Annotated in this window: 22 protein-coding genes; 2 read left to right on the plus strand and 20 right to left on the minus strand. The window is 56.0% G+C overall.

All coding sequences use genetic code 11. The features are described from left to right. The first annotated feature begins 483 nt into the window (after positions 1 to 483). Entirely contained in the window at positions 484 to 4689 is a 4206-nt protein-coding gene (locus AC0YNU_RS07755) for a sulfite reductase subunit alpha (protein WP_475754936.1), read from the plus strand. Positions 4690 to 4806: 117 nt separating this feature from the next. Here the strand turns inward: AC0YNU_RS07755 and AC0YNU_RS07760 are convergent, their stop codons facing one another. Further along, on the minus strand, positions 4807 to 5307 hold the full coding sequence (locus AC0YNU_RS07760) for a shikimate kinase (protein WP_475754938.1): 501 nt from the start codon (positions 5305 to 5307) through the stop codon (positions 4807 to 4809). A gap of 106 nt (positions 5308 to 5413) precedes the next feature. After that, entirely contained in the window at positions 5414 to 6646 is a 1233-nt protein-coding gene (locus tag AC0YNU_RS07765) for a M20 metallopeptidase family protein (protein ID WP_475754940.1), read from the minus strand. A 208-nt stretch (positions 6647 to 6854) separates the two neighbouring features. On the opposite strand from AC0YNU_RS07765, the gene AC0YNU_RS07770 reads away from it, so the two are divergent. Beyond that, positions 6855 to 7733 carry an aminoglycoside phosphotransferase family protein gene (locus AC0YNU_RS07770; RefSeq protein ID WP_475756216.1) on the plus strand — a complete coding sequence of 293 codons (879 nt, stop codon included), beginning with the start codon at positions 6855 to 6857 and terminating at the stop codon, positions 7731 to 7733. 119 nt (positions 7734 to 7852) lie between these two features. On the opposite strand, the gene AC0YNU_RS07775 is transcribed toward AC0YNU_RS07770, so the two are convergent. The 18 genes from AC0YNU_RS07775 to AC0YNU_RS07860 form a co-directional block, all read right to left on the minus strand. Continuing rightward, positions 7853 to 8143, minus strand: a complete 291-nt coding sequence (locus AC0YNU_RS07775; RefSeq protein WP_475754942.1) for a DUF3817 domain-containing protein — start codon at positions 8141 to 8143, stop codon at positions 7853 to 7855. A 219-nt stretch (positions 8144 to 8362) separates the two neighbouring features. After that, complete coding sequence (locus AC0YNU_RS07780) at positions 8363 to 9358, minus strand: CapA family protein (RefSeq protein WP_475754944.1); 996 nt, start codon at positions 9356 to 9358, stop codon at positions 8363 to 8365. A gap of 57 nt (positions 9359 to 9415) precedes the next feature. Continuing rightward, positions 9416 to 10165 carry an SDR family NAD(P)-dependent oxidoreductase gene (locus AC0YNU_RS07785; protein WP_475754946.1) on the minus strand — a complete coding sequence of 250 codons (750 nt, stop codon included), beginning with the start codon at positions 10163 to 10165 and terminating at the stop codon, positions 9416 to 9418. A gap of 52 nt (positions 10166 to 10217) precedes the next feature. Next, the gene (locus AC0YNU_RS07790; RefSeq protein WP_475754948.1) at positions 10218 to 10673 is read right to left on the minus strand and encodes a DUF2269 family protein; all 456 of its coding nucleotides are present in this window, start codon (positions 10671 to 10673) and stop codon (positions 10218 to 10220) included. A gap of 231 nt (positions 10674 to 10904) precedes the next feature. Beyond that, positions 10905 to 12953 carry a LuxR C-terminal-related transcriptional regulator gene (locus AC0YNU_RS07795; RefSeq protein WP_475754950.1) on the minus strand — a complete coding sequence of 683 codons (2049 nt, stop codon included), beginning with the start codon at positions 12951 to 12953 and terminating at the stop codon, positions 10905 to 10907. 164 nt (positions 12954 to 13117) lie between these two features. Continuing rightward, positions 13118 to 15628: an apiosidase-like domain-containing protein gene (locus AC0YNU_RS07800; protein ID WP_475754952.1), complete on the minus strand. Its 2511-nt coding sequence runs from the start codon at positions 15626 to 15628 to the stop codon at positions 13118 to 13120. 268 nt (positions 15629 to 15896) lie between these two features. Next, positions 15897 to 16265, minus strand: a complete 369-nt coding sequence (locus AC0YNU_RS07805) for a VOC family protein (RefSeq protein ID WP_475754955.1) — start codon at positions 16263 to 16265, stop codon at positions 15897 to 15899. 4 nt (positions 16266 to 16269) lie between these two features. Beyond that, on the minus strand, positions 16270 to 16593 hold the full coding sequence (locus AC0YNU_RS07810; RefSeq protein WP_475754957.1) for a luciferase domain-containing protein: 324 nt from the start codon (positions 16591 to 16593) through the stop codon (positions 16270 to 16272). Next, entirely contained in the window at positions 16594 to 16977 is a 384-nt protein-coding gene (locus AC0YNU_RS07815) for a MarR family winged helix-turn-helix transcriptional regulator (RefSeq protein WP_475754959.1), read from the minus strand. A gap of 383 nt (positions 16978 to 17360) precedes the next feature. Next, positions 17361 to 18305: an ABC transporter permease gene (locus tag AC0YNU_RS07820; protein WP_475754961.1), complete on the minus strand. Its 945-nt coding sequence runs from the start codon at positions 18303 to 18305 to the stop codon at positions 17361 to 17363. Continuing rightward, the gene (locus tag AC0YNU_RS07825; RefSeq protein ID WP_475754963.1) at positions 18298 to 19224 is read right to left on the minus strand and encodes an ABC transporter ATP-binding protein; all 927 of its coding nucleotides are present in this window, start codon (positions 19222 to 19224) and stop codon (positions 18298 to 18300) included. The genes AC0YNU_RS07820 and AC0YNU_RS07825 overlap by 8 nt, the downstream gene beginning before the upstream one ends. Positions 19225 to 19234: 10 nt before the next feature. Next, a complete protein-coding gene (locus AC0YNU_RS07830) occupies positions 19235 to 20332 on the minus strand; it encodes a DUF4097 family beta strand repeat-containing protein (protein WP_475754965.1) in 1098 nt (365 codons plus the stop codon). A gap of 2 nt (positions 20333 to 20334) precedes the next feature. Continuing rightward, a complete protein-coding gene (locus AC0YNU_RS07835) occupies positions 20335 to 21084 on the minus strand; it encodes a hypothetical protein (protein ID WP_475754967.1) in 750 nt (249 codons plus the stop codon). Further along, entirely contained in the window at positions 21085 to 21813 is a 729-nt protein-coding gene (locus AC0YNU_RS07840; RefSeq protein WP_475754969.1) for an ABC transporter ATP-binding protein, read from the minus strand. 3 nt (positions 21814 to 21816) lie between these two features. Further along, positions 21817 to 22194, minus strand: coding sequence for a GntR family transcriptional regulator (locus AC0YNU_RS07845; protein WP_475754971.1), 378 nt, complete (start codon positions 22192 to 22194; stop codon positions 21817 to 21819). 186 nt (positions 22195 to 22380) lie between these two features. Then, positions 22381 to 23394 (minus strand): Ldh family oxidoreductase, encoded by a 1014-nt coding sequence (locus AC0YNU_RS07850; protein WP_475754973.1) that lies wholly within the window; start codon positions 23392 to 23394, stop codon positions 22381 to 22383. Positions 23395 to 23406: 12 nt separating this feature from the next. After that, complete coding sequence (locus AC0YNU_RS07855) at positions 23407 to 24192, minus strand: SDR family NAD(P)-dependent oxidoreductase (RefSeq protein ID WP_475754975.1); 786 nt, start codon at positions 24190 to 24192, stop codon at positions 23407 to 23409. 15 nt (positions 24193 to 24207) lie between these two features. Continuing rightward, on the minus strand, positions 24208 to 24906 hold the full coding sequence (locus tag AC0YNU_RS07860; RefSeq protein WP_475754977.1) for a GntR family transcriptional regulator: 699 nt from the start codon (positions 24904 to 24906) through the stop codon (positions 24208 to 24210). Positions 24907 to 24917 lie beyond the last annotated feature (11 nt).

The raw sequence follows: 24917 nt of genomic DNA on the forward strand, positions 1-24917 counted from the left end.
TTTTGCTGATTTCACTATAATACAAAGGCAGTCTATACAAGTAATGCATAGATTTCAGAGGGGCTATAGATGGCATCTATGGCTAATTGCAGATACAATTGCCATTCTTGCCTAGCTATAAGCAACCAACTTCGAGAGTGATTTCCCCTACTCGCAACTTTAGTTATAGCAGACGAGGTGTAGTAAGCCTAATTGAAGATGAAGATTGCGTAAGTTAAACGTAATTCAGGCGTACTCCGGCTTAACTCAGGCCAATTTCAGACTTATTTCAGTCGTATTTCAGGGGTATTTCAGACGAATATGAGGGGCATTTAGTGATGAAAGGGTTTACATGTTAGGTAATATAACACAACTATTGACTTATATCGTAAAGCGATCTATATTGAGCGTAACGAGTTAGATTTAGTTACATCGCACGCAAAATTCGACGGCTATGGAACGAGTTCGTTAGACCTGCCAGTCACATAAACGTTGGTGATTTCAATGAAGACACAAAAAGTGAAAAGCGTATGCCCCTACTGCGGGGTGGGCTGCGGCATCGTGATGGAAGTCCAAGACAACCGCGTCATTAAAGTAACGGGCGATAAGGAGCATCCGGCTAATTTCGGCAGGCTGTGCACGAAAGGCAGCACCAGCGCGCAAGCGATTGCCGAGTCCGGCCGCATGGAATACGCCTATATCCGCCCGCTGCGCGATGCCGAGCCGATTAAGACGAATACGCGGACGGCAATCAGCGAGACCGCCCGTCGACTGCGCGCGATTCTTGATGTGCATGGTCCGGACGCCTTGTCCTTCTACGTATCCGGTCAAATGTCGCTCGAAGCGCAATATCTCGTCAATAAACTGGCGAAAGGCTTTGTCGGCACGAACAACATCGAATCCAATTCCCGCCTGTGCATGGCGAGCGCCGGCAGCGGATATAAGCTGTCTCTCGGCGCGGACGGCCCTCCTGGCTCTTATCAGGATATGGACCGGACGGATGTGTTCTTCGTCATCGGCGCGAACATGGCAGATTGCCATCCTATCCTCTTCCTGCGCCTCATGGACCGCGTCAAGGCGGGAGCGAAGCTGATCGTAGTCGATCCGAGACGAAGCGCCACGGCGGATAAGGCCAACCTGTTCATGCAGATCAAGCCTGGTACCGACCTGGCGCTGCTCAACGGATTGCTCCATCTGCTCGTCAAGAACGGCCATACGGATCCGGCATTTATCGAGGAATTCACCTCCGGTTGGGACGTCATGCCTAGCTTTCTGGAAGACTATCCGCCGGATCGAGTAGCCGCTATCACCGGCATTCCCGAGGCGGATATCCGTCAGGCCGCGCAATGGATCGGCGAGGCGCCGGAGTGGATGACCTGTTGGACGATGGGACTCAACCAAAGCACGCACGGTACTTGGCACACGAACGCGATATGCAATTTGCATCTGGCAACGGGGAAAATATGCCGTCCGGGCAGCGGCCCGTTCTCGTTGACCGGCCAGCCGAATGCGATGGGCGGGCGTGAAATGGGCTATATGGGACCCGGCCTGCCAGGTCAGCGGTCCGTGCTTGTCGATGCAGATCGCCGATTCATCGAAGAGCTATGGCGCATTCCGCACGGTACGCTGCGCAAGGAGACCGGCGACGGCACCATCTCGATGTTCCGCAGCATGCAGGAGAAGACGATCAAAGCCTGCTGGATCATCTGCACCAATCCGGCTGCTACCGTAGCGAATCGGAATCAAGTCATCGCCGGCCTTCAAGCCGCCGAGCTTGTTATCACGCAGGATGCTTTCTATGAGACCGAGACGAATCACTATGCGGATATTATGCTCCCTGGCGCCTTATGGTCCGAAGGCGAAGGCGTCATGATCAATTCCGAACGCAACCTCACCTTGATGCAGAAGGCCGTCGATCCTCCGGGCGAAGCTTTGCCAGATTGGGAACTCATCGCGCGGGTAGCGTGCGAGATGGGTTATGCAGACGCTTTTTCCTACGATAGCGCCGCTGAGGTCTACGCCGAAATTCAGCAGGCTTGGAATCCGAAGACCGGTTACGATATCCGGGGCGCGACGTACGAGCGTTTGCGGAAGAAGCCCTTGCAATGGCCGTTCGCGCCGGATCGCGAGGACGATCGAAGTCCGATCCGGTACTTGAACGACGGCGTGAGCCAAACGCTGAAAGAAACGGATGACGGGCACCGCCCCCGCATCCTCTTCCCTACCGAGAGCGGAAGAGGGATCTTCCTAGCCCGTCCGTATTTGCCGCCAGCCGAGATGCCGGACCATGAATTTCCTATCGTATTGAATACCGGCAGAGTCCAGCATCAATGGCATACCTTGACCAAAACCGGCAAAATCGCGACCTTGAACAAACTGAACGCCGGGCCGTTCGTCGAGCTTCACCCCGAGGATGCATCCGCGCTCGGCATACGCGAGAACGATTCCGTCGAGATCCGTTCCCGCCGCGGTCTTGCCGTGCTCTCCGCCGTCGTAACCGATCGGGTGCGCCCGGGCAATTGCTTCGCTCCCTTCCATTGGAACGATCGGTACGGGAATAACCTTGCGATCAATGCGGTGACGAACGATGCGATCGATCCGATCTCGATGCAGCCCGAGTTCAAGTTTTGCGCGGTATCGCTTGTTCGTGCGGATGCTTCTACGGAAGAGAGATCATGCCATGATCGGGGACGGCCACACATCGAGCATACAGGCACGTTCAGCACGGCCATGAAGGAGGAACATGCGATGGTTCAACTGGAAACGTTAACGAAAATGCTCGGCATCGACACCTTGGAGAGCCATTCTTTGGAAAGACACGAGAAGGTCTACTTGTCCGGCTTTATTACCAGTTTGCATGAAAGCAGTGCCCGCTCCCTCCATGGCATTCCTGTCCTGCCCCCTACGGCGCCATTCGAACCGATTAAGCGCTATTGGCTCGATGGCGTGCTTGCCGGCCTCTTCTCTCGGACTTATCTGACGGATGAAAATCCAGCGATTGATTCACCGATAGCCGATGCTTCTGTAAATGTCGAGGGGTCGGATCGTCCGCAAAATGCTGATAAGCCTCCTGTCGTTACGATCCTTTGGGCCTCGCAAACGGGCAATGCCGAGAATGCGGCGGAAGCATGCGCCAAGAAACTGAAGGAAGCCGGACTGGAAGCTCGGATCATGAACATGAATGCTTATCCTGTCGGGGACTTGCCCCATGAGAAGCTGCTCGTGCTGGTCGCAAGCACCTTCGGGGCCGGAGATCCGCCGGACAACGGCGCGGCGTTCTGGCATGCGCTCCAAGGGGAAGCCATGCAGCAGCTTCCGAACATGCGTTATGCGGTACTCGCGTTCGGGGATTCCAGTTACGATTCGTTCTGCGGCTTCGGACGTCAGTTAGACGGCCGTCTGAAGGAGCTTGGCGGCCGTTCGCTGATCGAGCGGACGGATTGCGATACGGATTACGAAGAGATAGTAACCCATTGGATGGAGCAGCTCGAGCAGCGATTGACCGCGCTTCAAGCTGCTCCCGAAGCCGCTATGCAAGCCCAATCCATGGCGGAAGTCGCTGCCGCTGCGGAAATAACGACGCCGACGATCATCGACCGTCACCATCCCTTGCAAGCAAAGGTGGCCGTCAACCGGCTGCTGAACCAAGCCGGCTCCGAGAAAGAAACGCGTCAGTACGTATTTGATCTAAGCGGATCAGGCTTACGGTACGAGACCGGCGATGCCTTAGGGGTATGGCCGACGAACTGTCCGGATCTCGTGGAAGAGATGCTGACATCGCTTGGGCTTGATCCTATAAGTCCCGTGCCGGTCAAGGGCCGGGGCGAAGTCCCGCTGGCCGAGGCCCTGCTCTATCATTACGAGATTTCGCGCCTAACGCCGGAGATTCTCCGCTTCATTCAAGCGCGTTCCGGGAGCAAGGAGCTCGCCTGGACGATACAGAACAAGGATAACGACAAGGCGAAGAAATGGCTCTGGGGTCGTCAGCCTGCGGACGTGCTGCGAGAATTCCCGATCATCGCGAGCGCAGCGGAATGGACCTCGGTCCTAAAGCCGCTCCAGCCGAGGCTTTACTCCATTTCCTCCAGCCCCAAGGCAAGCCCGAACGAAGTTCATATAACCGTCTCGACCGTTCGTTACAGCTGCGGGGATAATGCCCGGATCGGCGTCTGTTCGGCTTTCCTCGCGGATCGGGCGCAGCTTCAAGGAGAAGTGCCTGTATTCGTCCAAAAGAATGCCCACTTCCGCCTACCCGACAATCCGGATGCGGCGGTCATTATGATCGGTTCCGGCACCGGCATCGGTCCGTTTCGAGGCTTCCTCCATGAGCGGAAGGCTATGCTCGCCAGAGGGAGAAACTGGTTGTTCTTCGGCGAACAGCGTGCCGCCAGCGACTTCTACTACCGAGAGGAGCTGGAGCTGCTGCGGATGGAAGGGTTCCTCCACCGGCTGGATACCGCCTTCTCCCGCGATCAAACGGAGAAAATCTACGTCCAGCACCGCATGATGCAAAACGGCGCAGCGTTATGGCAATGGCTGACGGAAGGCGCGCATGTCTATGTGTGCGGCGATGCCGCCTGCATGGCCAAAGATGTCGATGCCGCCCTCAAGCAAATCGTTGCCGAGCATGGCGGGATGAGTCCGGCCGCTGCCGCGGATTATGTAAAGGAGCTGTCGCTCGCCAAGCGATATGCCCGGGATGTTTATTAGTGAACGTCAGAGGTTCGATTCGCGCATTGACCCGCACGGAGGCGAATGAACAGAAGTTATACGGCAAAAAACCATTGTCTGCTGGACAATGGTTTTTATTTTGCGTCAAGTTGCCCTTCACTCTTTCGCTTGCAAATCCGCCATGATTTCATGCACGCATTGTTGAATGTCCTTCTCCGCGCAATCAATCGTCTGATCGCTATACGTCAGGTACAGCGGCACTCTTTCGTCGTAAACGTCCTGAAGGCTGTTCCCGTTCTTCATCACGATGCCTCTGGTCGAGATATTCGTAAGCCGCCTCGCGATTTCTGCATACGGGACATGCAAATAAATGACACGTCCGCGCTGCTTTAGGGCATTCATCGCTTCCTCCGAATAGATCACGCTACCGCCTGTAGCGATAATGCAATGGTCAAGCTTCAATTCAGAGACGACGTTCTCCTCGATCTCCATGAACTTGTCGATCCCGTCTTGATCGATGATTTCTTGCAGCAATCGGCCTTCGTGATGTTGAATAACCAGATCGGTATCGACGAAAACCATGCCTAAAGCTTTTGCAAGCAGCACGCCTAAGGTGCTTTTACCAGCTCCGGACATGCCGATAAGGACGATATTCATACGTTTCCCCGCTTTTAATTGATCATGAATATTGCACTCGGAACTCTTCGATGCGAGGCTCAGCTATTCCTGCCGGCCACTGTCAACCACCCCAATCTAGCGGCGTTTAAGAGGGATCAGCTTCATTCCCGCCACCAAGGGCTTCCAGCGCAAACGCGATATGGAGCTGCGCGCCGATCTTGAGTGACCGTTCATCTATGTCGAAGCGCGGGTGATGCAGCGGATGCACGATACCCCGCTCTTCATTGCGAATGCCAAGGAACGCGAAGCAGCAGGGAATGCGTTCCGCGTACAGAGCGAAGTCCTCGCCCGCGAGACTCGGCGACTCCAGCCAATGCACCTCCGCTTCGTTTGCTGCCGCTGCTTGGGCGGCCAATCTCACGACATCCCCGTCCGCCCGCAGCGCCGTTCCCAAGCGATAGCTGGATCGATACGTGCCGCCGAACGAACTGGCCGTGAATTCGGCGCGCTGCTCCAGCAAGCTCTTCAGTCGCTGAACGGCATCATGGCCGAACGTCCGGAAGCTGCCGCTGATCTTGCCCTGCCCCGCGATCGCATTCAGTGCGTTACCCGCCTGCATCGTGCCGAATGACAGTACGGCCGGTACGAGCGGGTTCCACTGGGAGGCAACGGCCGTCTTCGATTCGACCGCGAATTGGGCTGTCATCATCAAGGCGTCCGCCGCCAGATGCGGAGTCGCGTGATGACCGGACAAGCCCGTAAACTCATAGGTGAAATGCGAGGAAGCCGCCATCACGTACCCTTCCTTCAAGCCGATCGTACCCGTCGGGAGATCCGGCCAGACATGTAGACCGAAGCCCATTTCGACCGCGTCCAATACGCCGTCGTCGATCAGATCCCTGCTTCCGCTTACGAGACTGCCGTCAACCGGACACGGAACGGCGCCTTCCTCGGCCGGCTGAAACACGAAATGCACCGTGCCTCGCAGACGCTCGCTCTCCCGGCTAAGCGCATAGGCAGCGCCAAGCAGCATGGCTGTATGCGCATCGTGACCGCAAGCATGCATGAAGCCGTCTCTCACTGAACGGTACGGCGCTTCCGTCTGTTCCTGAATCGGCAAGGCGTCCATATCCGCGCGCAGCATGATCGTACGGCCGCGCTGCCCTCCTCTGAGTATGCCGACTACCCCTGCCTTGAATCGCCTTCCTGCCCCTCGTCGGACTTCCAATCCCCAACTCTCCAATAGCTGCGCTACAATCTCCGCCGTTCGCGAGACCTCGAACATTCTCTCGGGGTTGCGATGCAGATCGCGGCGTACCGTAATCATCTCATTCTCCCAATCGTTCAGATGCGACTTCACGATTTGCGCTAGATTCATCGTCTCACCTCTTCCGCCTGCAATGATGTCAACATAACTCCACTTATCCGATCTAATAAATCGGAATAAACTTTACAACGAGTATAGCATCATCCGCTGACGGCCGTACATCAGGAAATAATGATTATAGTCAACATGTGACTTGTTAGAAGCCATTGAGGTACACTAGTATGAACGATAATGAAGTTTTCAGAAAGCGGTGAGTAAAATAGTTGCCATTACGACCGAACTTGTACGCCGATTAATCGACCGTCAATTTCCGCAGTGGAAGGAACTGACTATACATCCGGTAGAAAAGAGCGGACATGATAACCGCACCTATCGGCTGGGCAATGAGATGACCGTCCGTCTGCCAAGTCATGAACACTACGCGTCGGCCGTAGCGAAAGAACTGACTTGGCTTCCTGTTTTCCAGCCCAGCCTTTCCTTGCCCATCCCGGCACCCGTCGCGAAAGGCGAGCCGACGGATGAATATCCGCTTCCCTGGGCGGTCAACCGATGGATTGACGGCGACACCGTCACGCATGCGAACATCCGCGATTTGGGCGAATTTGCCGAAGATCTCGCGGCGTTTCTGAAAGAGCTGCAAGCGATTGACGCCAGCCGCGGCGTTCCGGCGGGCATTCAAAACTTCCATCGCGGCGGAAACCTGGCCGTCTACGATGACGATACAAGGTCCGTCATCGAGAAGCTTTCCAGCGAATACGATCCGAAGCTGTTAACGGAGATCTGGGAGCTTTCGCTTGCGACGACCTTCCAGTCGGCTCCGCTATGGCTGCATGGCGATGTTGCGGTAGGCAATCTGCTCGTCAAGGACGGAAGGCTGAGCGGCGTCATCGATTTCGGAACGATGGGCGTCGGCGACCCTTCCAGCGATCTAGTGATGGCGTGGAACTTCTTTGACGACGTCAGCCGCCGCATCTTCCTTAGCCGCATGAACGTCGATGAGGATACCGTCAATCGGGCACGCGGCTGGGCATTATGGAAAGCGCTGATCACGTACGCTTGGAATGAGCCGGGCTCGGAAGCCGCGAATTGGGGCAGGCACGTGCTGCAAGTCATCATGCAAGACTACCAAGCGCGTTAACAAACGCACGATACATGGAACAAGAAGAAGCAGCTGCACGGGCAGCTGCTTCTTCTTTGATGTTCCGAACACCTTTCGCACGCCTTTCGCACGCCTTTCGTACGCATTTCGTACGCCTATTAAGCGTTTGCCTTCAATCTTCGCTCGAATACGAAAGGTCCCAGCGGCAGAAAAGCAGCGATGACGGCGCCGACGATACGCAGCGCTTTCCACCGGAACAGAATGGCCATGATGACGATCCCGATCAGATAGAGCGAGAACAATAACCCGTGGATGCCGCCCGTGACGGATACGGCCTCCGGACGATCGCCGATGTATTTGAGCGGCATGGCAATGCACAGCAGAAACAAGAACGACGTTCCCTCCAAATAACTGATCCATCGAAAGTACTTCAAGGCTGATGTTTTCATCGTTACTCCCCTTCGCCAATTCGCTTGTTATCTCTCATTAGTTTACCATGAAAGACTTCGAGATTTAATCTGCAGGCTCGTCCGAAATAGGGCGAAAACGGTACAACATGCTAAAAAGGCCGCCGAAATCATATTCGGCAGCCTCTTGCATCCGTTCTCAGCATGGAAGTCATTTCGGCATAAATTATTTCCGCATAAAGTATTTCAACATGGAAGTCGTCACTTAGCCTTGGAAGTTGTATGGGGAACGATCCGGAAAACGGCCCGCCCGTTCGCGCTGCTCTGCTTGGAGGTCGTTCGCAGTTTCCGGACCTGCGTGATATCGGTCTTCCCGCTGCGATCCTTCCGAATCGTCAGCGTCAAAATCATCCCGCTCAGCGTGTGTACGTTTCCGTACAACCGGTCCGAGATGAAGTTGCCCAGCGAATAAGCGGCGACCCGCGTGCGAACCTTGCCATCGACGTCCCTCATGGCGCTCGTCGTGACAGGTTGGAGAACATGAGGATGCGCGCCAAGCACGGCATTGGCACCATGCTTGAGAAGCAGCCGGACTAGGCTTCGCTGCCTGTCATTCGGCGTGCGTTTATATTCCGTTCCGAAGTGCATGCAGACGAGAACGGCATCCGTCCGTTGCTTTAACCGCTTGAGATCCGCCAGCATTTGCTCGTTGCGGATTCGATTCACGAGCCATGGCTCCGGTACCGTAAACTTATTCGTTCCGTAGGTGTAGGCGAGAATGCCGAGCTTGATTCCCTTCGCTTGAACGATGAGCTGCCGCCTTGATTCCTTCGGCGAACGGGCAGTGCCCGTATGGCGCAGACCGTGTCGGTCGAGCACGCGCAGTGTTCGCTTCAAGCCGGCCGAGCCTCCGTCCATGCAGTGATTGTTCGCCGTTGTCAGCACATCGAATCCGAGCCGCTTCAAGGTCCGGGCGAGCTCATCCGGGCAATTGAACATCGGGTTGCCGAAGCGGCTTACCCGTTCGTATCGATAAGGCTTCCCTGCGCCTTGCTCGAACCAGCGCTTTCCGGAAAAGGTCGTCTCCAGGTTGCCAATCGTCACGTCCGGCTTTCCGAGATGGGAGCTGACCTTCGCGAATATCGGCCGAAAAGCGTAGCTTTCCTTCGTATGGGTGCGGTTCGTACGCCTTGCCGACTCGATGATTACCCCTCGCATCAGCAGGTCGCCGACTGCCGCTACCGTAATGGTTGCCATGAGCTGTTCCCCTTTCCGAGCTGTTCCAATACTGTATTCGCAGGCGAGAAAATCGTTCTATCCCATATATAAACCGCCGCTTACATTCGTGCAGGTGCCCGTTAAGAACCTGCTCTCCTCGCTGGCCAGGAACGCAATCGCGCCCGACACGTCGTCCGGCATCGCCACCCGCTGCAGCGGCGTCATGGCGGCAACCTGCTGCTTGATTACATCCGGCGTCATGCTCGAGGCATCCGTTTGGACCAGTCCGGGAGAAACTACGTTCGCCGTTATGCCATAGGGGGCATTCTCCAAGGCAACGTATTTGGCAAAAGCATTGAGCGATGCTTTGGCTGCGCCGTGTGCCGCCATATAAGGCATCGCCACCTCCGCTGCATTGCTGGATACATAGATAATCCTGCCGTAATTCCTAGCTATCATGCCGGGCAAGACTGCTTGGGTCAGCGTAAAAGCGGTCTTCATCTCATCGTTCAGCTTCTGGGCGAATTCCTCCCACGTCATCTCATGCAGCGGTTTCATGACGAACGACATATGCGCGTTGTTCACCAAGATATCGATGCCGCCCAGCGTATCCTGAATATGGGCCGCAGCCTGCTTCACCTGCTCGGGATCCCGTACATCCGCTCTTGCCAGCTCGGCTTCTCCGCCAGCTAGACGAATACGATTCACGAGCGCCTGGGCGGCATCTTCGTCCCGAATATAATTCACGGCTACCTTGGCGCCTTGCTGAGCCAGACGCTGCGCCGCAGCGGCACCGATTCCCCGAGCCCCACCCGAGATAAAAGCTACTTTTCCTGTTACTTGCATGTCTATTTCCTCCTCATTGGTTGGGTGTGTCCTCTTGCATTTCGGTCAGGTTTTACATGGGTTTGATGATCATTAAGCTGATGAGTACGATTCCAAGAATGGATGCGGTGTTGTAAAGCCCGTTGGCTTTGGCAAGCAGCGCGGAACGTTTCATCTGGAGCGTCGACTCGCCGACCTGTTCTTCGCCGGCGTTCAGCGCTTCGATCAATTGCCCCAGAATGGGACGCAGCATGCCGAGCACGACCAGCTGAATGAGGACGTACAGCACGAGCGATACGAGAATCCACATGTCGGTGAATTTCCAGCCCGAGTCGGCAACGAGCGCTATGCCGGATACAACCGCGATCGAACCGCCGATTTTCGGGAAAACGTCGAGCAGCTTGAACAAGGCCAACGATTGCAGCAGCTGCTCCCTCTCTTGTTTCTTGCGGAGTAAAATATGACCGACATACGTCGGACCGATGCCGACGATCGCCGACACCACATGAATCCATACGAGCCATTCCATTGCTCTGCCACTCCTGATCCTTTGGATTTTTTTGACGCGCAAGCTCGGAGTACCGCCTCACATGCCTCAATTTACCATGAAGGATTTCAATCCGATATTATACGAACGTATAGTTTCATCGCTCCCGGATAAACGCAAAACAAACCCGCACCGTGTAGGCGTGGGCTTGCTTTAGTCTTGCTTTAGTCTTGCTTTAGACTTGCTTTAGACTTGCTCTAGGCTTGTTTTAGGCTATTTATGAGTGCCGCCCGCAAGCAGCTTGATCAACTGGCTTCGTCCCTTAACCGACAGCTTGCTGTAGATGGAGCTGACATGCTTCTTGACGGTAATCTCGCTGACGAAGAGCGCCTTGGAAATTTCCGCATTGGTCAACCCTTCGAGAACCAGCGCGACCACCTCTCGCTCCCGCTTGGATAATTGCTGCTCATGCGCGTTCGTTGGGGCCAATTCATCCGGGAATCCGCCGCGTCGCAATAAGAAGCGAATAAATTCCTCCCGCTTGTCGCCCCGCGTATCAATGATAAACGTCGGCGTCGGCGTGCGTCCGTCGTAATGGAGATGGACGACTCCCGGCACCAATTGGAAGCCTAGGCTCAGATGCGCGTCGCGGAAGAAAACCATCGGCGGCGGCGAAGTGACGAAAACGCCTCCCGCGCACATATAGGAGAACATGAAATACGTCGTTTCCGCGGCCATATCGGGATTTTGCCAATCCGCGTAATCGATCGTCCGTATAAACCAGCCCGCCGGATGGGACGGCTCCGCTTCCAGCAGCTTGCGTTCGGCAGGCGACAGCGACGACAAATACGGGCTTGCGAACGGATCCTCGTCCAGAGCCGGCAGCGTCGCCTTATGGATCGGTACGATGACGGCGAGACCGATTGCTCTTCCGTCCGTCGAACGAAGCAGCATGGCCGCCCGCTGATCGAGCTCGACCCACGTGCGCAAATTCAAATCCTTGATCGTTAACGTCATCTCTTCTTTGTCTACATACTCGTCGAAGGTTTCTTCGGACTCGGGGTCCATCCCGTTGAACCTCAGCGGGGTTATCGCCTCCAGCCGCTGCTGCAGGTAGGCCTCGCCTTCGTTCACATTCGCCATTGAGAGCGGGTCCCATACGTATTGGCCTCTGGCGTAGGTTTGCATCAAGGCGCGGATCATCGGATTGCCGGAGAAGTAAAAGAGCTCTCCTAATTCGATTTCGGTGCTTCGATAAGGAGCGGAATGGCGGATCCGGGCCGCATAATAGTGCGCGGCTCTGCCCCGCAGCCGTTCGAAATAAGCCGGCATGCGTTCCTCCAGCTGCCTGCGCATGGCAAGCCGCATGAGATCATGCAGCATCCAGCCGCGCTCCGTCTTGCGGACGAAGGATAGCGCGATCAGCCGGCTGAAGGTTTCGTCATCGATATCCTGATCGAGAATCACCTGCAGCACTTCATGATTCATGCGCAGCAGGACCGCCGCGGCCTCGACCACTTTCCGAAGGTGAATGTCCGGCACCTCGCGCAGCCAGGCCTTGGCCAGATGATCGAACCAGCCGGTATCATCCATCGCGTTCATCCAATCGACGTCCGGAGCAACGTCCGCAGCCAGCGCGAGCGCGAGCGGATGACCGCCCGTTTTGAGCCAGATGCGCTCGATTTGCTTGGCATCCGTCATGCCGCATTGATTCAAATACCCTTCGCTGTCTGCCTTGGTCAAATTACCGAGCGGGATGAAGAAAAGGCGTGCCCGCAAAGCCGGAGATATGATCCATGGCCCCGTCAGCTTATAGCGTCCTGCAATTACGACCAGCATGCTGTCCGGCAGCCATTTGATAAATTGATCCCGGAACCAGCCGTCGAGCTCGCCCATTTCCTCATAAGTGTCGAAGGCAAGCACCACCTTCGTTTCTGCAGCCAGCTGGTTCAGCTTCGCCAGACAAGCAGCAAGCGCGCTCGGGTAACGCGCCTTCTCCCTCGAAGAAGGCAGCTGCATAAGAAGCTGGCGGCACAGCTGCTCTCCGGTATGATTGAAATCCCGGCTGTCCACGTACAGCAGAAGCGCGCCTGCGCGCTTCGCTTGCCGGCGAAACGAGTCGATCAGGAAGCTTTTCCCGACGCCTGCCGTCCCGTAAATATTCCAGATCGTCTTCCTGTCACTCGGCGTACCGGATAGAAATCGTCGAAACAGGTCAAGCGGTTCGCCGCGTCCAGCGATATATTGATCCTCGCGCTCATCGATTACGCTTAACGATGTCTCTAAGCCTCGCGAAGCATCCATGTCTTCGTTTATTATCATCGTCACCATTCCCCTGCTTATCTATTAGCGTCGATGCCTCTCGAATCTACCTCATTTTAGCATATTTTAGGAGAGTAACTACGATTGTCACGATCGATCCGCACAAAAAAAGTCCGGTCACCTGGAGAGGTTTCCGGACTTACTGTCAGCCTGCATGGAGCCTGTTACTGATTGTATACTTCGAACTCGTAAATAATCGGCGCGAAGCTCGTGCCGGAGGTGTAATAAATGCGTACCTTGCTGGCCGTCACCGCCGTGAACGTGATCGTCTTCGGCACGAAAGAAGCGCCGATGCTCGTGCCCGTGTAGGCCGTCTGCCACGTCGAGCCGTTCCAATATTCGATCCGATAGCCCGTCGTGCGGCTGTCGTATTCCGTGAGGACGACCTTGTTGAACGTGGTGTTCGCCCCGAAGTTCACTTCCAGCGTCTGGCCGTTCCAGCAGCCGCTGCATGCCTGCCAATTTGTCGAGAGCGAACCGTCGAACGCTTTGTCCGCGGTCTGCGAGCCATCCCACGTCGAGGAGCTGGCATACGTCTTGCCTAGCGCCAGGTTCACGACATCGTTATAAACCTCGAATTCATAGATGATCGGCGCGTTCGCGGTACCGGACGTGAAGTAAATCCGAGCCTTGCTGCCCGTCACCGCAGGGAACGTGATCGTCTTCGACGAACCGATGCTCGTGCCCGTGTACGCCGTCTGCCACGTCGAGCCGTTCCAATATTCGATGCGGTAGCCCGTCGTGCGATTGTCGTACTCCGACAGGACGACGCGGTTGAACGTCGTGTTCGCGCCGAAGTTCACCTCCAGCGTCTGACCGCTCCAACATGTGTTGCATGCCTGCCAGTTCGTCGAAAGCAAGCCGTCGAATGCTTTGTCCGCCGTTTGCGTGCTATCCCAATTGGAAGAGCTGGCGTACGTTTTGCCAAGTGCCAGATTCGTCGACGCCGGCACCGGCGTGGATGTCTTCTTCAGCAGCAGCACCCAGTCGCTCGAATCCGGCTTCGTCGGAACGTTCCACTGGCCGGAGGTCGACTTCGCGGTCGTGCTGATCGACGTGTAGGCGCCAGTCCGCGGGTTGAACCATTTCGCATCATAGTAATAGCCGTTGTCCATGCCCTTGATCGTGCCCGTGCTCGTCGAGCCGTTGAAGAAGAACGTCACGTACGTGCTGTTGCCGTCCGAGGACAGCAGCGATCTGGAGGTGTCGCTGAACGAGCCCCATGCGGCATCGTCGAACCGCGGCACGAGCTTCCACCATTCAAGCGAAGTGTAGAAGCTTTTGAAGTAGGTCAGCTGATTCCCGGTCGCATAATTCGCTCCGTCGTACCACCACGTGTATCGGGATGGCAGCTCGTATCCCGTACCGAAATCGTCGGGATCGCCGGTCTTGGAATAGACGTCGTTCCAAACGCCGGATGCGCCGTAGCCGTAACCGTAAATGCCGTATTGGAACGCCTTGTAGGCAGCGCCGAGCGCGCCGGTGGAATCCGTCCAGAAGCCGTCATAGGCGCTCTCATACAGTACCGAAGGCTTCGCCGTGCTGAAATTGTAGAAATCCTTCGCCGTGCTCATGCCTGTCAGATCGCCCTGCCACTGTACCGCCCAGCCGTCATGGTAGGACTTGCTCGCCCAAGTCGAGTTGGAGGCGACCGCCGTGCTCGTGTTTTCCATATGCGGCATGATCGGCTGGCTGTAGGCATCGTTGTCGCTGATGCTCTGGCCGACGGCATACCATTTGCTCATCGTCGTCGCATTATACGCGCCGTACATGTTCCGGTCGATCTCCTGCGCGATCGTGTAGATGAGCGGATACGAGCCGAAGCGCGCGACCCAATATTTCGCTACGCGAGCCATGTAGGCATCGGTGTAGACGGAATAGTTCGCCGGATCCTGCGCCCAGGATACCTGCGCGTTGGCATGCACGAGGCCTTGATCCGCGATGTATTTGAACTTGCGGTCGAGGTTGTCGAAGCCGGCCAAATCGGCGCTCGTGAAGCCGTCGCTCAGATTGGCTACCGCTTCTTCGTCTGAACCCGTGTGCGTGCCCCCGCCGTGCGGCTGCCAGATTGGTTCCGATTGATAGACCGTGAAGCCTTGGCTGACGCGCTTATCCACGACGTACTTGAACTGCGAGGCGACGCCGGTCGCGTTCGAGCTCGAGAACCGCTCATGCGGGAGAATCCAGTGCGTGTCGCCGAGGTAGAAGAACGGCGTACCGTCGTTGTACGTCAAGTAGCGGCCGTTGCTGCTCACTTTAAGGAAGCCTTTCTTATAGATATCGAGGCTCCCCGCGTAAGCGTTTACTTGAATGGTTTTCGTAATGCCGTTCAAGCCCGTGTCGGTCGGATCGTTGGCCGACGTCGTCATCGACCATGCGCCGGTTTTCGTCGGCGCGAAGCGGACTTTCCACACGCTGCCGCCGTTCCAGAAGGCAGGTCGCGTAATGACCGTGCCGCCTGGACCGGTGAAGGTGGCGGTGACGTCGACGTTAGCGAACGGATCGGCGTACGTCTTGGAGCTGGTGAGCGAGATTTCGACCGTCTGCCAGTTCTGCGTCGTGTAATCCGCTGCGAACGCTCGCTTCGGTATGACCATGACCGCCAGAAGCATGATTAGCGCGAGCAGGATAAAAGCTGTTTTTTTGCCAAGGCCGCCATTCATCGTAATCGACATTAAAGCACTCCCTTTCATCGTATGTGCTGCATATTCTCGCCTTTCGGTTTCCTGCCGCCGCTGATTCGGTTCCCCTCCTTCCGAGCATGACAAACAGCCCGCCTCTCTATTTGTACGGGAGCTCCACCCTTGCTTTCAGTATAAAAGGTTCCTCGGCATGCGGACATTGCTGCGTTTTTCCATTTGTTTGCTCGAATCGTGCGAATCGCTGCATGCTGCATAACGAAAACGCCCTTCCAGTGGAAGGACGTTGATTGGAGAAAGCTCATTAACCCCGGTAATAAGACAACACCCAACAAACGCCGTTCCGATCGGTAACAATGGCGAGCAAACCATTGAACGGAGCCTCGTACACAGCCGTATTTACGATCCCCTCCGCGGCAAACTCGTCATAGATTCTTCGATACGCGTCCTCCGTCTCGATTTTGAGGAACACTCTCACGTAATCCCCTTTGAGCTCCGGCTTGGCTGCTTGGGTGTCGGCAAACTTAAGCGTGGCCCCCTCGACATGCAGATCCGCGTTAAGCACTTCCTCCCCCAGCTTTCGGAGAATCGTCACTTCGCCGCCTAACACGCGCTGATAATAATAGATTTCGTCCTTGCAGTTCTCCACGACGATAAATGGAACGGCAATCATCCTTTCACTTCTCCCTTCTTAGCTTGAGTCGTTCATAATTGGAAGCCGCGATTTCAATCGCGCCTGCAACATCCTGCTCGGTATTCAGATAGACGGATACCCAGTTCGAATCGGGATAGATATGATGCAGCTTCGCTTTGGCTTCCTCGATCCATCGGCCGCGTTCGGATTTGGGAACAAGCAGGTCGAACAAATGGTTATCGTGCAGATGTCCGATCTCATAGCCGTTGATTTGAAATTCAACGCCTCCGAACCGGTGAGGCAGCGTCGTAACGCCTGGCCAATTCAATAGTTCGTTCGTTAAAATCGTTCCTCCGCTCCAGCTCATCTACATCTCCTCCTGCTCGGTTAGATTGCGAAGCACGATCTTCAGCAGACCGACCAAGGAGGCGTACTCTTCGTCGGTAATCCCTTTCCGGGTTTGGTGCTTGATCCGGTTCAGCGCTTCCTGCACCTTCGGCACGACCTCGTTCCCGGAATCGGTTAAATAGAGCCATTGGTAGCGATTGTCGGACGGATTGGCTTCCCTCCTTACGTAGCCCTCGGTCTCCAGCTTCATGATCGCCTTGGCGGTCGTCGTCTTATCGATGAGCAGCTTCTCGCTAAGCGCTTTCTGCGTAACAGGCTGCCCGGACGCAATCGCCATCAGAAAAATATACTGACCGCTTCCGATTCGATACGGCGCCAGCTCGGACGCGATCAAGACCTGCATGTGGCGGTAGATGGCGGAGATGACTTGACCGTGCGACTCCGTTGCGGCGTTGTCAGTGCGGTTCCAATGTTCGCTCAGTGTAAGCCCTCCATAGATAGAATGCTATTGCAACTAATTTCATCTTATTCTATATAGGATGTTATTGCAACTATTAATTTCTATAATTATCCTTAACCTCATCCTTATTTATCCCTTCGCGATCAAACGGCCGGTAGACGTGTAATCAAGAAAAAAGCCGCTTCCCGGTGAAGATCGAGAGGCGGCCCCAAACGTTTAATGGCATTAACATTGAAATTCCTAATGCGGAAATCGAATTGATCGTTTCTTTCTAAATAAATTGCCCGTTTCTTCCTAACAGGCAGTCCATTCATCGAAAATCTTTCTTATGCCGCGACGTCTCTACGCGTGAAGAAGAACCAGGATACGAGATTGAACAGGATAAAATAGCCGGTTAGCACGAGGATCGAGAACGTCAGCGTCATGCCTTCCTGATAAGGACTGCCCTCCAGGTACTGCGACAGATCCAGGTTCGAGAACAGCAAATATTTGCTCCATGCATACGCTTCCGTCAGTTCCATGATGATCGCGCCCGCGAACAGCGCGAAGATCGAGATCCCGATTGCCATGGCGCTGCTGCGGAACGCCGACGAGATCATGAACGCCAGCGTCACGAAGATAATCGTCGATACGCCGTTCAACAAATACGTTTTCCACAGGTTGCCAAGCATGCTGCCCTCTACCGTGTTGCCGGCGGAATCGAGAAACACCCTCGGCAGATCGAGCAGCTTGAACTGGTAAAGCAAACCGTTCGTAAGCACCGAGACGATGAAGAGGATGACGAGCAGCAGAAGTCCGAAGAGGATCATTGAAATATACTTGGAGACCAGTATCTTCAGCCTGCTCGCCGGACGGATCAGCAGCAGCTTGATCGTGCCGGTCGAGAATTCCCCGGCAAGGCTGTCGCCTGCCACGATGACGGTGAACAAGGTGATGAGCATGATTAGCTGCGCAGAGCCATTGATGCCGGACCACATCGTGTCCGATTCCGGCCGAATGTCATGCGCCAATCTGTACTCGCCGATCGCAAGCTGCTCTTTGGCGTAGCTTCTCGCCCCTTCGTCCGTCTTCGGATCGGCAATCATTTCGTTCCAGTGCTGCTTCTCTTGCGTGATCTGGCTCCGCCAATCATTTGCCCCGGCATCCTTGTTATCGTAATGCCAGTCGACGATACTTCCGATCAGCACCGCGCCGACCATTAGCACCACCATGATCCAAGTGCGCCAGCGGCGGTACAGCTTCATGTTTTCGTTCAGAATCAAATTAACCAACTTGCTCACCTCCCGTAATTTCCAAGAACCGGTCTTCCAGCGACTGACGGATCGGGGTTACGCCGTAGATGCGGACCTCCATGCGCATGAGATGGGCCAAAATATCCGGTATCCGGTCTCGCTCCGCCGTCACTTCGAAGCCGTTATGGACCGGCTTCACCGCGCTTGCTCCGGCAATCTCGCGAACTGCGGCGATGGCCGGCTCGCTAGGCGATGCTTCGATGAGATATGTCTGCGCATCTTCGTTCGTGCCGATCAGTTCGCCGATCCGCTTCACGTCGACGATCTTGCCCCGCATCATGATCGCGACTCGGTCGCACATCAGCTCCATCTCCGAGAGCAAATGGCTCGAGACGATGACGGTGATGCCTTCTTCCCTCGTCAGATAGCGCAGGTAGTCACGAAGCTCGCGTATGCCCGCCGGATCGAGGCCGTTCGTCGGTTCGTCCAGGATGAGCAGCGACGGCCGGTGCAGCAAGGCTTGGGCGACGCCGAGACGCTGGCGCATGCCGAGCGAATACTTCTTCACCTTGTCGTGAATCCGGTCCTCCAGCTTCACGAGCTCCACCACCTCGCGGATGCGTTCCTTGGTCACTCCCGGCACCATGCGCGCATAGTGGACGAGATTGTGATAGCCGCTCAGGAACTTGTACATCTCGGGGTTTTCCACGATACCGCCGACGTGGCGGATCGCCTGCTCGAATTCGCGGGCCACGTTCTTCCCCTGAATGGTAATCGTTCCTTCGGTGATCGACATCAGGCCGACCATCATCCGGATCGTCGTCGTTTTGCCGGCTCCGTTAGGTCCGAGGAATCCGAAAATTTCGCCTTTCGGCACATCGAACGAGACGTTGTCGATGATCGTCTTGCGTCCGATTCGCTTCGTTACGTTGCGAAGACTTACGATTGGTTCGTTCATAGTCTACCTCCTAGTTCGTTACGGCCGCAGCCGTACGTGTATAGACATATATATCTGACGCTACGCCGTTGATAGCGATCGTCCTTGCACCGTCTCCCAAGCTTCCGCGCATACGATCCATGCTTTCGTTATCCGAATCGCGTTCAACTTGCAGCGGGAGCCCCGTAACGATATGACCGTCCCTCACAGACATATCCAGTGCATAGCCCCCTGCTTCTTCAAGCATGACCGTCACATCGCTCGACTCTGGTTGAATGCGCAGATCTCCTCGCAATTCACTTACTTGGACGTTGGCTGCCACCGACGCGATGTCCACGGCGCCGCCGATGGCCCGCAGCATGACCGAGCCTTCTTGGGCTCTGCCCGACAGCGATCCGTCGATCGGCCCGATCGCGTCGACGCCTTGAAGGCTGTCCAGCTTGACCGCTCCTTTAGCGTGCTCGATCGTAACATCGCTGGTATCGTTCTTCAAGCTGATATCTCCCGTGATGCCCGACAGATACGCATTGCCGCGCGTGAGGTCCGTCATGATCCGTCCTTCGACCTGCTTGATCTCCACCATGCCGTTGTCCGATTGAACGTTCACCTCTCCTTTCGTGCCGATAACGGAAACGGAGCCTCGTTCGCTCTTGATGTCAAGCTTCAGTCCGGACGGTACCAGGAGTTCATACTCGACCATGGCGCTCCCGTTCTCGATCGGCTTGCCGTCCAAGGTCACCGCGAGCGTCAACCGTTCGCCCGATGTATCCTTGTCGGCCTTCACGGCGGCCTGACTGCGCTTGGCTGCTTCCTCATCGCGGGCTGTCACCTTGACTTGATAGCGCAGCCGGATCGTATTGCCTTCAGCCGGCCGTACGGCGATCGTTCCTGCCTTGCCAGCCAAACTCACTTCCTTGATCTTCCCGCTTTCAATGGCGTATTCTCCTTCCGCGGTCGTCGTTGCCTCGGGATGGGCTTGCTCGTACGTGTTCGTACGCTCTATGTTGACCAGCTTCCTGGCGAATTGTTCGAACATGTCATCCTTCAGGAACGTCATGTCAAGAATCGAACAAGCGAACGCGATGACAATGGCAAGGAGAAGGACGATCCGGTTCGTTCGAAATAGCATCCTTACACCTCCACGACTTTCTCGAATAAGTACCCGTTCAGCCAGACGAGACCGCCGCCGAGCAGCACGAGAGCTGCGAACAGACCCGAATGGAGGTAGATCACGCCTTCTAAGCTTCCGCCGAAGCGAACATCCGGCAGCCAGTACAGCAAGGCCGACAAGAACGGCGCAATGCGGTAGATGAACCACAATCCGGCGAAGAAGGCGCCAAGCACCACGATCCACCGAAAGCGCGTGACCAGCTGTCCGCTCAAGAACGCAAATTGGACGAGTATGACCAACAGCACGAACGACAGCAGGTACATCCAAAGACTGTTGCCCGTCTGGTTCAGCAGCGTGCTCCTGAACGCGCCGTCTCTCCACTCCTGGTTATCGAACAGCGCTGCCGAGGTGCTTCGAAGCAAGAACAGGGAATAGCTTGCGCCGAGCCAGAGCAGCGTGCCGACGAGAAGAAGCAGAAGTGCGCCGAGCTTCGCCAGGAGAACCTTCCAGCCTCGGATCGGCAGCGAGAGCAGCAGGTAGATCGAATTCGTCTTCCATTCCGTGCTGAGCTGGAAATAACCGGCTCCTGCGGCGATGAAGGATATGAACAGAAACGGCATTAGCAGCGAGACGACCAGCACAGCCTCTTCTCCCCATGCAGCGCCTTTGATCATCGCGATCAGGTGCAGTGCCATAACCGCGACGCCGCAGACGGCAAACAGCGGGAAGAGACTCTTCAATTCTTTGCGAATCAACCGACGGAATCCCATCTATCCGTACACCTTCTCCCAAATGTTCTCCAGCGAGCAGCCGTAGGCCGACCGCAGATTGTCGGCCGAATCGAATAGCTTGACGCGGCCCTGGTGCAGAAACATGACGTCGTCGAACATCGGTTCCGATTCGCTGACGGAATGCGTCGATACGATGATCGTCTGCTCGCCCGTCTGGAATTCGCTCACGATGGAGCGGATGATCTTCGCCCGCGACGAAGGATCGATGCCCGAGAACGGCTCGTCAAGCAGCACGAGCGGTACGCTGCGGGATAGAGCGACGATCAGCTTCAGCCGCGCGCGCAGACCTTTGGAGAGATTGCGCACCTTCTGCCTGCCGTCCAAATCCATCTTCACGAGCAGCTCGGCTGCCTTGTCCGCTTGCCAGTCCTCGTAGAAGCCCGCGATGAAACGCAGCGTCTCGTCGACCGTCATCCAGCCGTACAGATGATCGATTTCAGGCAGGTAGGCGATCTGTTTCTTGTGGTTGGCATCCGGCGCGCGACCGCCGACGCGTACCGTGCCCGATGTCGGATGGATCAGGCCGGCCAATAGTTTAAGCAGCGTCGACTTCCCGCTTCCGTTCGGTCCCAGCAGTCCGACGATCCTGCCCTTCTTGATCTCCAGATCGATGCCGGTCAGCGCATGCTTGAGGATGTAGCGCTTATGTATGCCCGATAACTCGACGATGTTCTCCGATGCTTCCGATGCTTCCGTTTCCGTATGCATGCGCTAGCCCTCCTTCTTCGCCTTCGATAATTGATCGCGCAGGATCCGTTCAATCTCTATCGCTTCTATGCCCAAGCCGTGCATTTCCTCAATGAAATGCATCACGGCGATATGTGCCATTTCTGAACGAAGATGCAGCAGCAGCTCCGGATCGTTCTTGATAAAAGTCCCTTGTCCGCGCAATGTTTCGGTCAGTCCTTCCCGCTCCATCTCTTGATAGGCTCTTTGCACCGTGTTCGGATTGATATTTGACATTTGGGCCCTCTCCTTCAGCGAAGGAATTTTATCTCCGGGAGCGAGCTCCCCTCTGACGAGCGCCCGCTTGGTCTCGTCCACCATCTGCAAATAAATCGGTTTGGGGTTGTTGAAATTCAGCTGCAACGTTCCACCTCCTTTGGTTCAATGAACCAGTGCACTATCTCACTAGTGCACCTTGAGTCTAAATGACCTTTAGCTTCATTGTCAATCTCTTTCGTCATCTTGGCGCCATATAAGCCCCTATTCTCGCAAACAAAAAAGCAGATTACCGTGGGAGCGGTCATCTACTTGGGCTATCCATCTCTATATTTAATGACATAAATAATCAACCAAATCCTCCGTCAACGGTATCCCCATCGCAAGACGGATTTGCGCTCTCCGGCTTTCCGGCTCGCCAGGCAGCATCACCTGCGTATAGCCCGGCGCGGGCGGCATCGCCTTAAGGTCCTGCACCATCCGCTCCATGTTCGTTGCATAGGATTCGGCACTCGTGAATCTGCCGATATCGATCGCGAGCATGAAATGCCCGAGCTTGCGGCGCTCGCTCAAATCATCGGCGTACATCCGGCTGACGTACGGCCCGACCGGCGAGCCTGTCAGCATGCCCGAGAATAGGTCGACGACCATGCCTAGCGCATACCCTTTCGCCCCGCCGAACGGGAGCAAAGCGCTGAACAGCGACGGGTCGGTTATCGGTTCGCCCGCCTCGTCGACCGCCCAATCGGGCGGAATCGGCTTGCCTTGGCGAATTGCGTCCAATATTTTGCCGTACGCGACCGAGCTCGTCGCCATATCGACGATGATCGGCGGCTGTTCGCCTGCCGGAAACCCGTACGCCATCGGATTCGTGCCGAAGTAAGGGGCGCTGCCGCCGAACGGCGCGACCATCTTGTCCGTGTTCGTCATCATGACGCCGATCAACCCTTGCTCCGCCGCCATGTTCACGAAGTAGGACAACGCGCCGCAATGGCTGCTGTTCACGGCGCTCGCCATGCCGACGCCGTTCAGCTTCGCTTTCTCGATCGCATATGACATCGCTTTCTCGGCGACGACGTGACCGAGTCCGTCATCTCCGTCCACGATCGCGGTTACGGGACCGGTATCCCGGATTTGCATATGCGGGTTTACGTTGAGCCCGTTCGCGGCGATCGTGTCGAGATAATGCGGCATGCGCATGACGCCATGGGAATCGACGCCCCTGAGATTGGCATGGACGAGTACGTCCGTCGCGATCGCGGCATCCCGCTCGCTTACGCCGGCGTCCATGAACTTGCGTACGCACCATTCGCGCAGCTGCTCGTGTCTAACTAATACTTCCTGCATGCGGCATCTCCTTTAGGATTCCCAGTATGCGGCGTTCGGCAGGCTGCCGTCCATGACGTAACCGCCGTCGATCGTTAACGTGGAGCCGGTCATGTATCTCGACTCGTCGGATGCGAGGTATAAGGCCGCGTGCGCGATCTCTTCCGGCTGCGCGATGTCTTGAAGGGGAACGCGCTTGAACAGCGCTTCCTTCACGGCCGGCGTGTACATGGGAATCGTAAGCTCGGTATACGTGGCTCCGGGCGCAAGGATGTTCGCGGTAATCTTGTGCGGCGCGACTTCGGTGGCCAGCGTTCGGGTAAACGATTCGACGCCGCCCTTCGCTGCCGTATACGCGCTGCATGCGGGCTCGGATAACGTCGCGTGAATCGAGGAAACGTTGATGATGCGGCCGCCTTGGCTCTGGCGAATCATCTCGCGCGCCGCGTATTTGCTGCCCAAGAATACGCTGGTCAGGTTGTTGCGAAGGATGCGCTCCCAATCGGCTTCATCCGTATCGACAACGTTCGCTTGATGAATGACGGCGGCATTGTTCACCATGATATGAATCGCGCCGAAAGCAGCCAGCGTCTCGCATATATACCGCTGCACGTCCAAGACGGAGCCGGCGTCCGCCTTGACGAAGATCGCATTGGCGCCGATCGCTTCGATCGCCTGCACGGCCTTGCGCCCTCCCTCTTCGTTCTTGTCCGCGATGCAGACCGAAGCGCCTTCCTGCGCGAACACTTTGGCGATCGCCGCGCCGATACCGGCTGCACCGCCCGTTACGATCGCTGTTTTACCCGACAATTTGCCCATATCCCAATTGGCCTCCTAGAAAACCTTATAGATGTCGATCAGCTTCAAGATATTGTGCAGCGTCAGCTCCAAATGCCGCTTCAACAGCCGCATGGCGGCCGGCTTGTCGCCGTCCTTCAGCGCTTGGAGGAAAGCCTGGTGCTCGTCATGCGACTGCCGCATGCGGTGTAAATCCTGCAAGTAATACGCGCGCGCCATCTGCACATGCCCGTTCAGCTTATCGTAGGAATCGCAGATGAGCCTATTGCCGGAATACGAGACGATCGTCTTGTGCAGCTTAATGTCCGATTCCATCAGTTGAAATCCGTCCCAGCCCTCCTGGCCGATCAAGCTGTCGAACTCGCGAATGATCTCCGCGATAAGCGCCCAATCTCGGCTTAAACCTTCAAATCCGACGTCAAGCGAATAAAGCTCGACCATTTCGCGGTAGCCGAAGATTTGCATGAGATCGTCTTTATAGACGCCTTTCACGTAAATGCCTTGTCTGGGTACCGTCGTAATGAAGCCCTCGGCATCCAGCATGTTCAGCGCATCGCGAACCGGCGTGCGGCTGACGCCGAGCTTCTCCGCGATATCCGCGGCGTCGATCCGTTCGTTCGGCGTAAGGTCCCTGCGCATGATCATGACTTTCAGCTTCCGATAGACGGCTTCCTTGCGGTCCTGTTGGCCTTCCACATCCGCCTTATTAAGCGACTCCAAGCTTTTGCCGGTCATGCTGCACCTCC

The organism is Paenibacillus sp. J31P316, from assembly GCF_056269105.1.

Excerpts from the sequence above, each read along its gene's own strand:
- AC0YNU_RS07830 (WP_475754965.1), bottom strand. The coding sequence starts at position 20,332 with ATGCTATTTCGAACGAACCGGATCGTCCTTCTCCTTGCCATTGTCATC.
- AC0YNU_RS07795 (WP_475754950.1), bottom strand. The coding sequence starts at position 12,953 with ATGATAATAAACGAAGACATGGATGCTTCGCGAGGCTTAGAGACATCG.
- AC0YNU_RS07860 (WP_475754977.1), bottom strand. The coding sequence starts at position 24,906 with ATGACCGGCAAAAGCTTGGAGTCGCTTAATAAGGCGGATGTGGAAGGC.
- AC0YNU_RS07755 (WP_475754936.1), top strand. The coding sequence starts at position 484 with ATGAAGACACAAAAAGTGAAAAGCGTATGCCCCTACTGCGGGGTGGGC.
- AC0YNU_RS07855 (WP_475754975.1), bottom strand. The coding sequence starts at position 24,192 with ATGGGCAAATTGTCGGGTAAAACAGCGATCGTAACGGGCGGTGCAGCC.
- AC0YNU_RS07805 (WP_475754955.1), bottom strand. The coding sequence starts at position 16,265 with ATGATTGCCGTTCCATTTATCGTCGTGGAGAACTGCAAGGACGAAATC.
- AC0YNU_RS07785 (WP_475754946.1), bottom strand. The coding sequence starts at position 10,165 with ATGCAAGTAACAGGAAAAGTAGCTTTTATCTCGGGTGGGGCTCGGGGA.
- AC0YNU_RS07835 (WP_475754967.1), bottom strand. The coding sequence starts at position 21,084 with ATGGGATTCCGTCGGTTGATTCGCAAAGAATTGAAGAGTCTCTTCCCG.
- AC0YNU_RS07850 (WP_475754973.1), bottom strand. The coding sequence starts at position 23,394 with ATGCAGGAAGTATTAGTTAGACACGAGCAGCTGCGCGAATGGTGCGTA.
- AC0YNU_RS07780 (WP_475754944.1), bottom strand. The coding sequence starts at position 9,358 with ATGGCAACCATTACGGTAGCGGCAGTCGGCGACCTGCTGATGCGAGGG.
- AC0YNU_RS07800 (WP_475754952.1), bottom strand. The coding sequence starts at position 15,628 with ATGTCGATTACGATGAATGGCGGCCTTGGCAAAAAAACAGCTTTTATC.
- AC0YNU_RS07765 (WP_475754940.1), bottom strand. The coding sequence starts at position 6,646 with ATGAATCTAGCGCAAATCGTGAAGTCGCATCTGAACGATTGGGAGAAT.
- AC0YNU_RS07775 (WP_475754942.1), bottom strand. The coding sequence starts at position 8,143 with ATGAAAACATCAGCCTTGAAGTACTTTCGATGGATCAGTTATTTGGAG.
- AC0YNU_RS07840 (WP_475754969.1), bottom strand. The coding sequence starts at position 21,813 with ATGCATACGGAAACGGAAGCATCGGAAGCATCGGAGAACATCGTCGAG.
- AC0YNU_RS07825 (WP_475754963.1), bottom strand. The coding sequence starts at position 19,224 with ATGAACGAACCAATCGTAAGTCTTCGCAACGTAACGAAGCGAATCGGA.
- AC0YNU_RS07760 (WP_475754938.1), bottom strand. The coding sequence starts at position 5,307 with ATGAATATCGTCCTTATCGGCATGTCCGGAGCTGGTAAAAGCACCTTA.
- AC0YNU_RS07790 (WP_475754948.1), bottom strand. The coding sequence starts at position 10,673 with ATGGAATGGCTCGTATGGATTCATGTGGTGTCGGCGATCGTCGGCATC.
- AC0YNU_RS07815 (WP_475754959.1), bottom strand. The coding sequence starts at position 16,977 with ATGCAGGTCTTGATCGCGTCCGAGCTGGCGCCGTATCGAATCGGAAGC.
- AC0YNU_RS07810 (WP_475754957.1), bottom strand. The coding sequence starts at position 16,593 with ATGAGCTGGAGCGGAGGAACGATTTTAACGAACGAACTATTGAATTGG.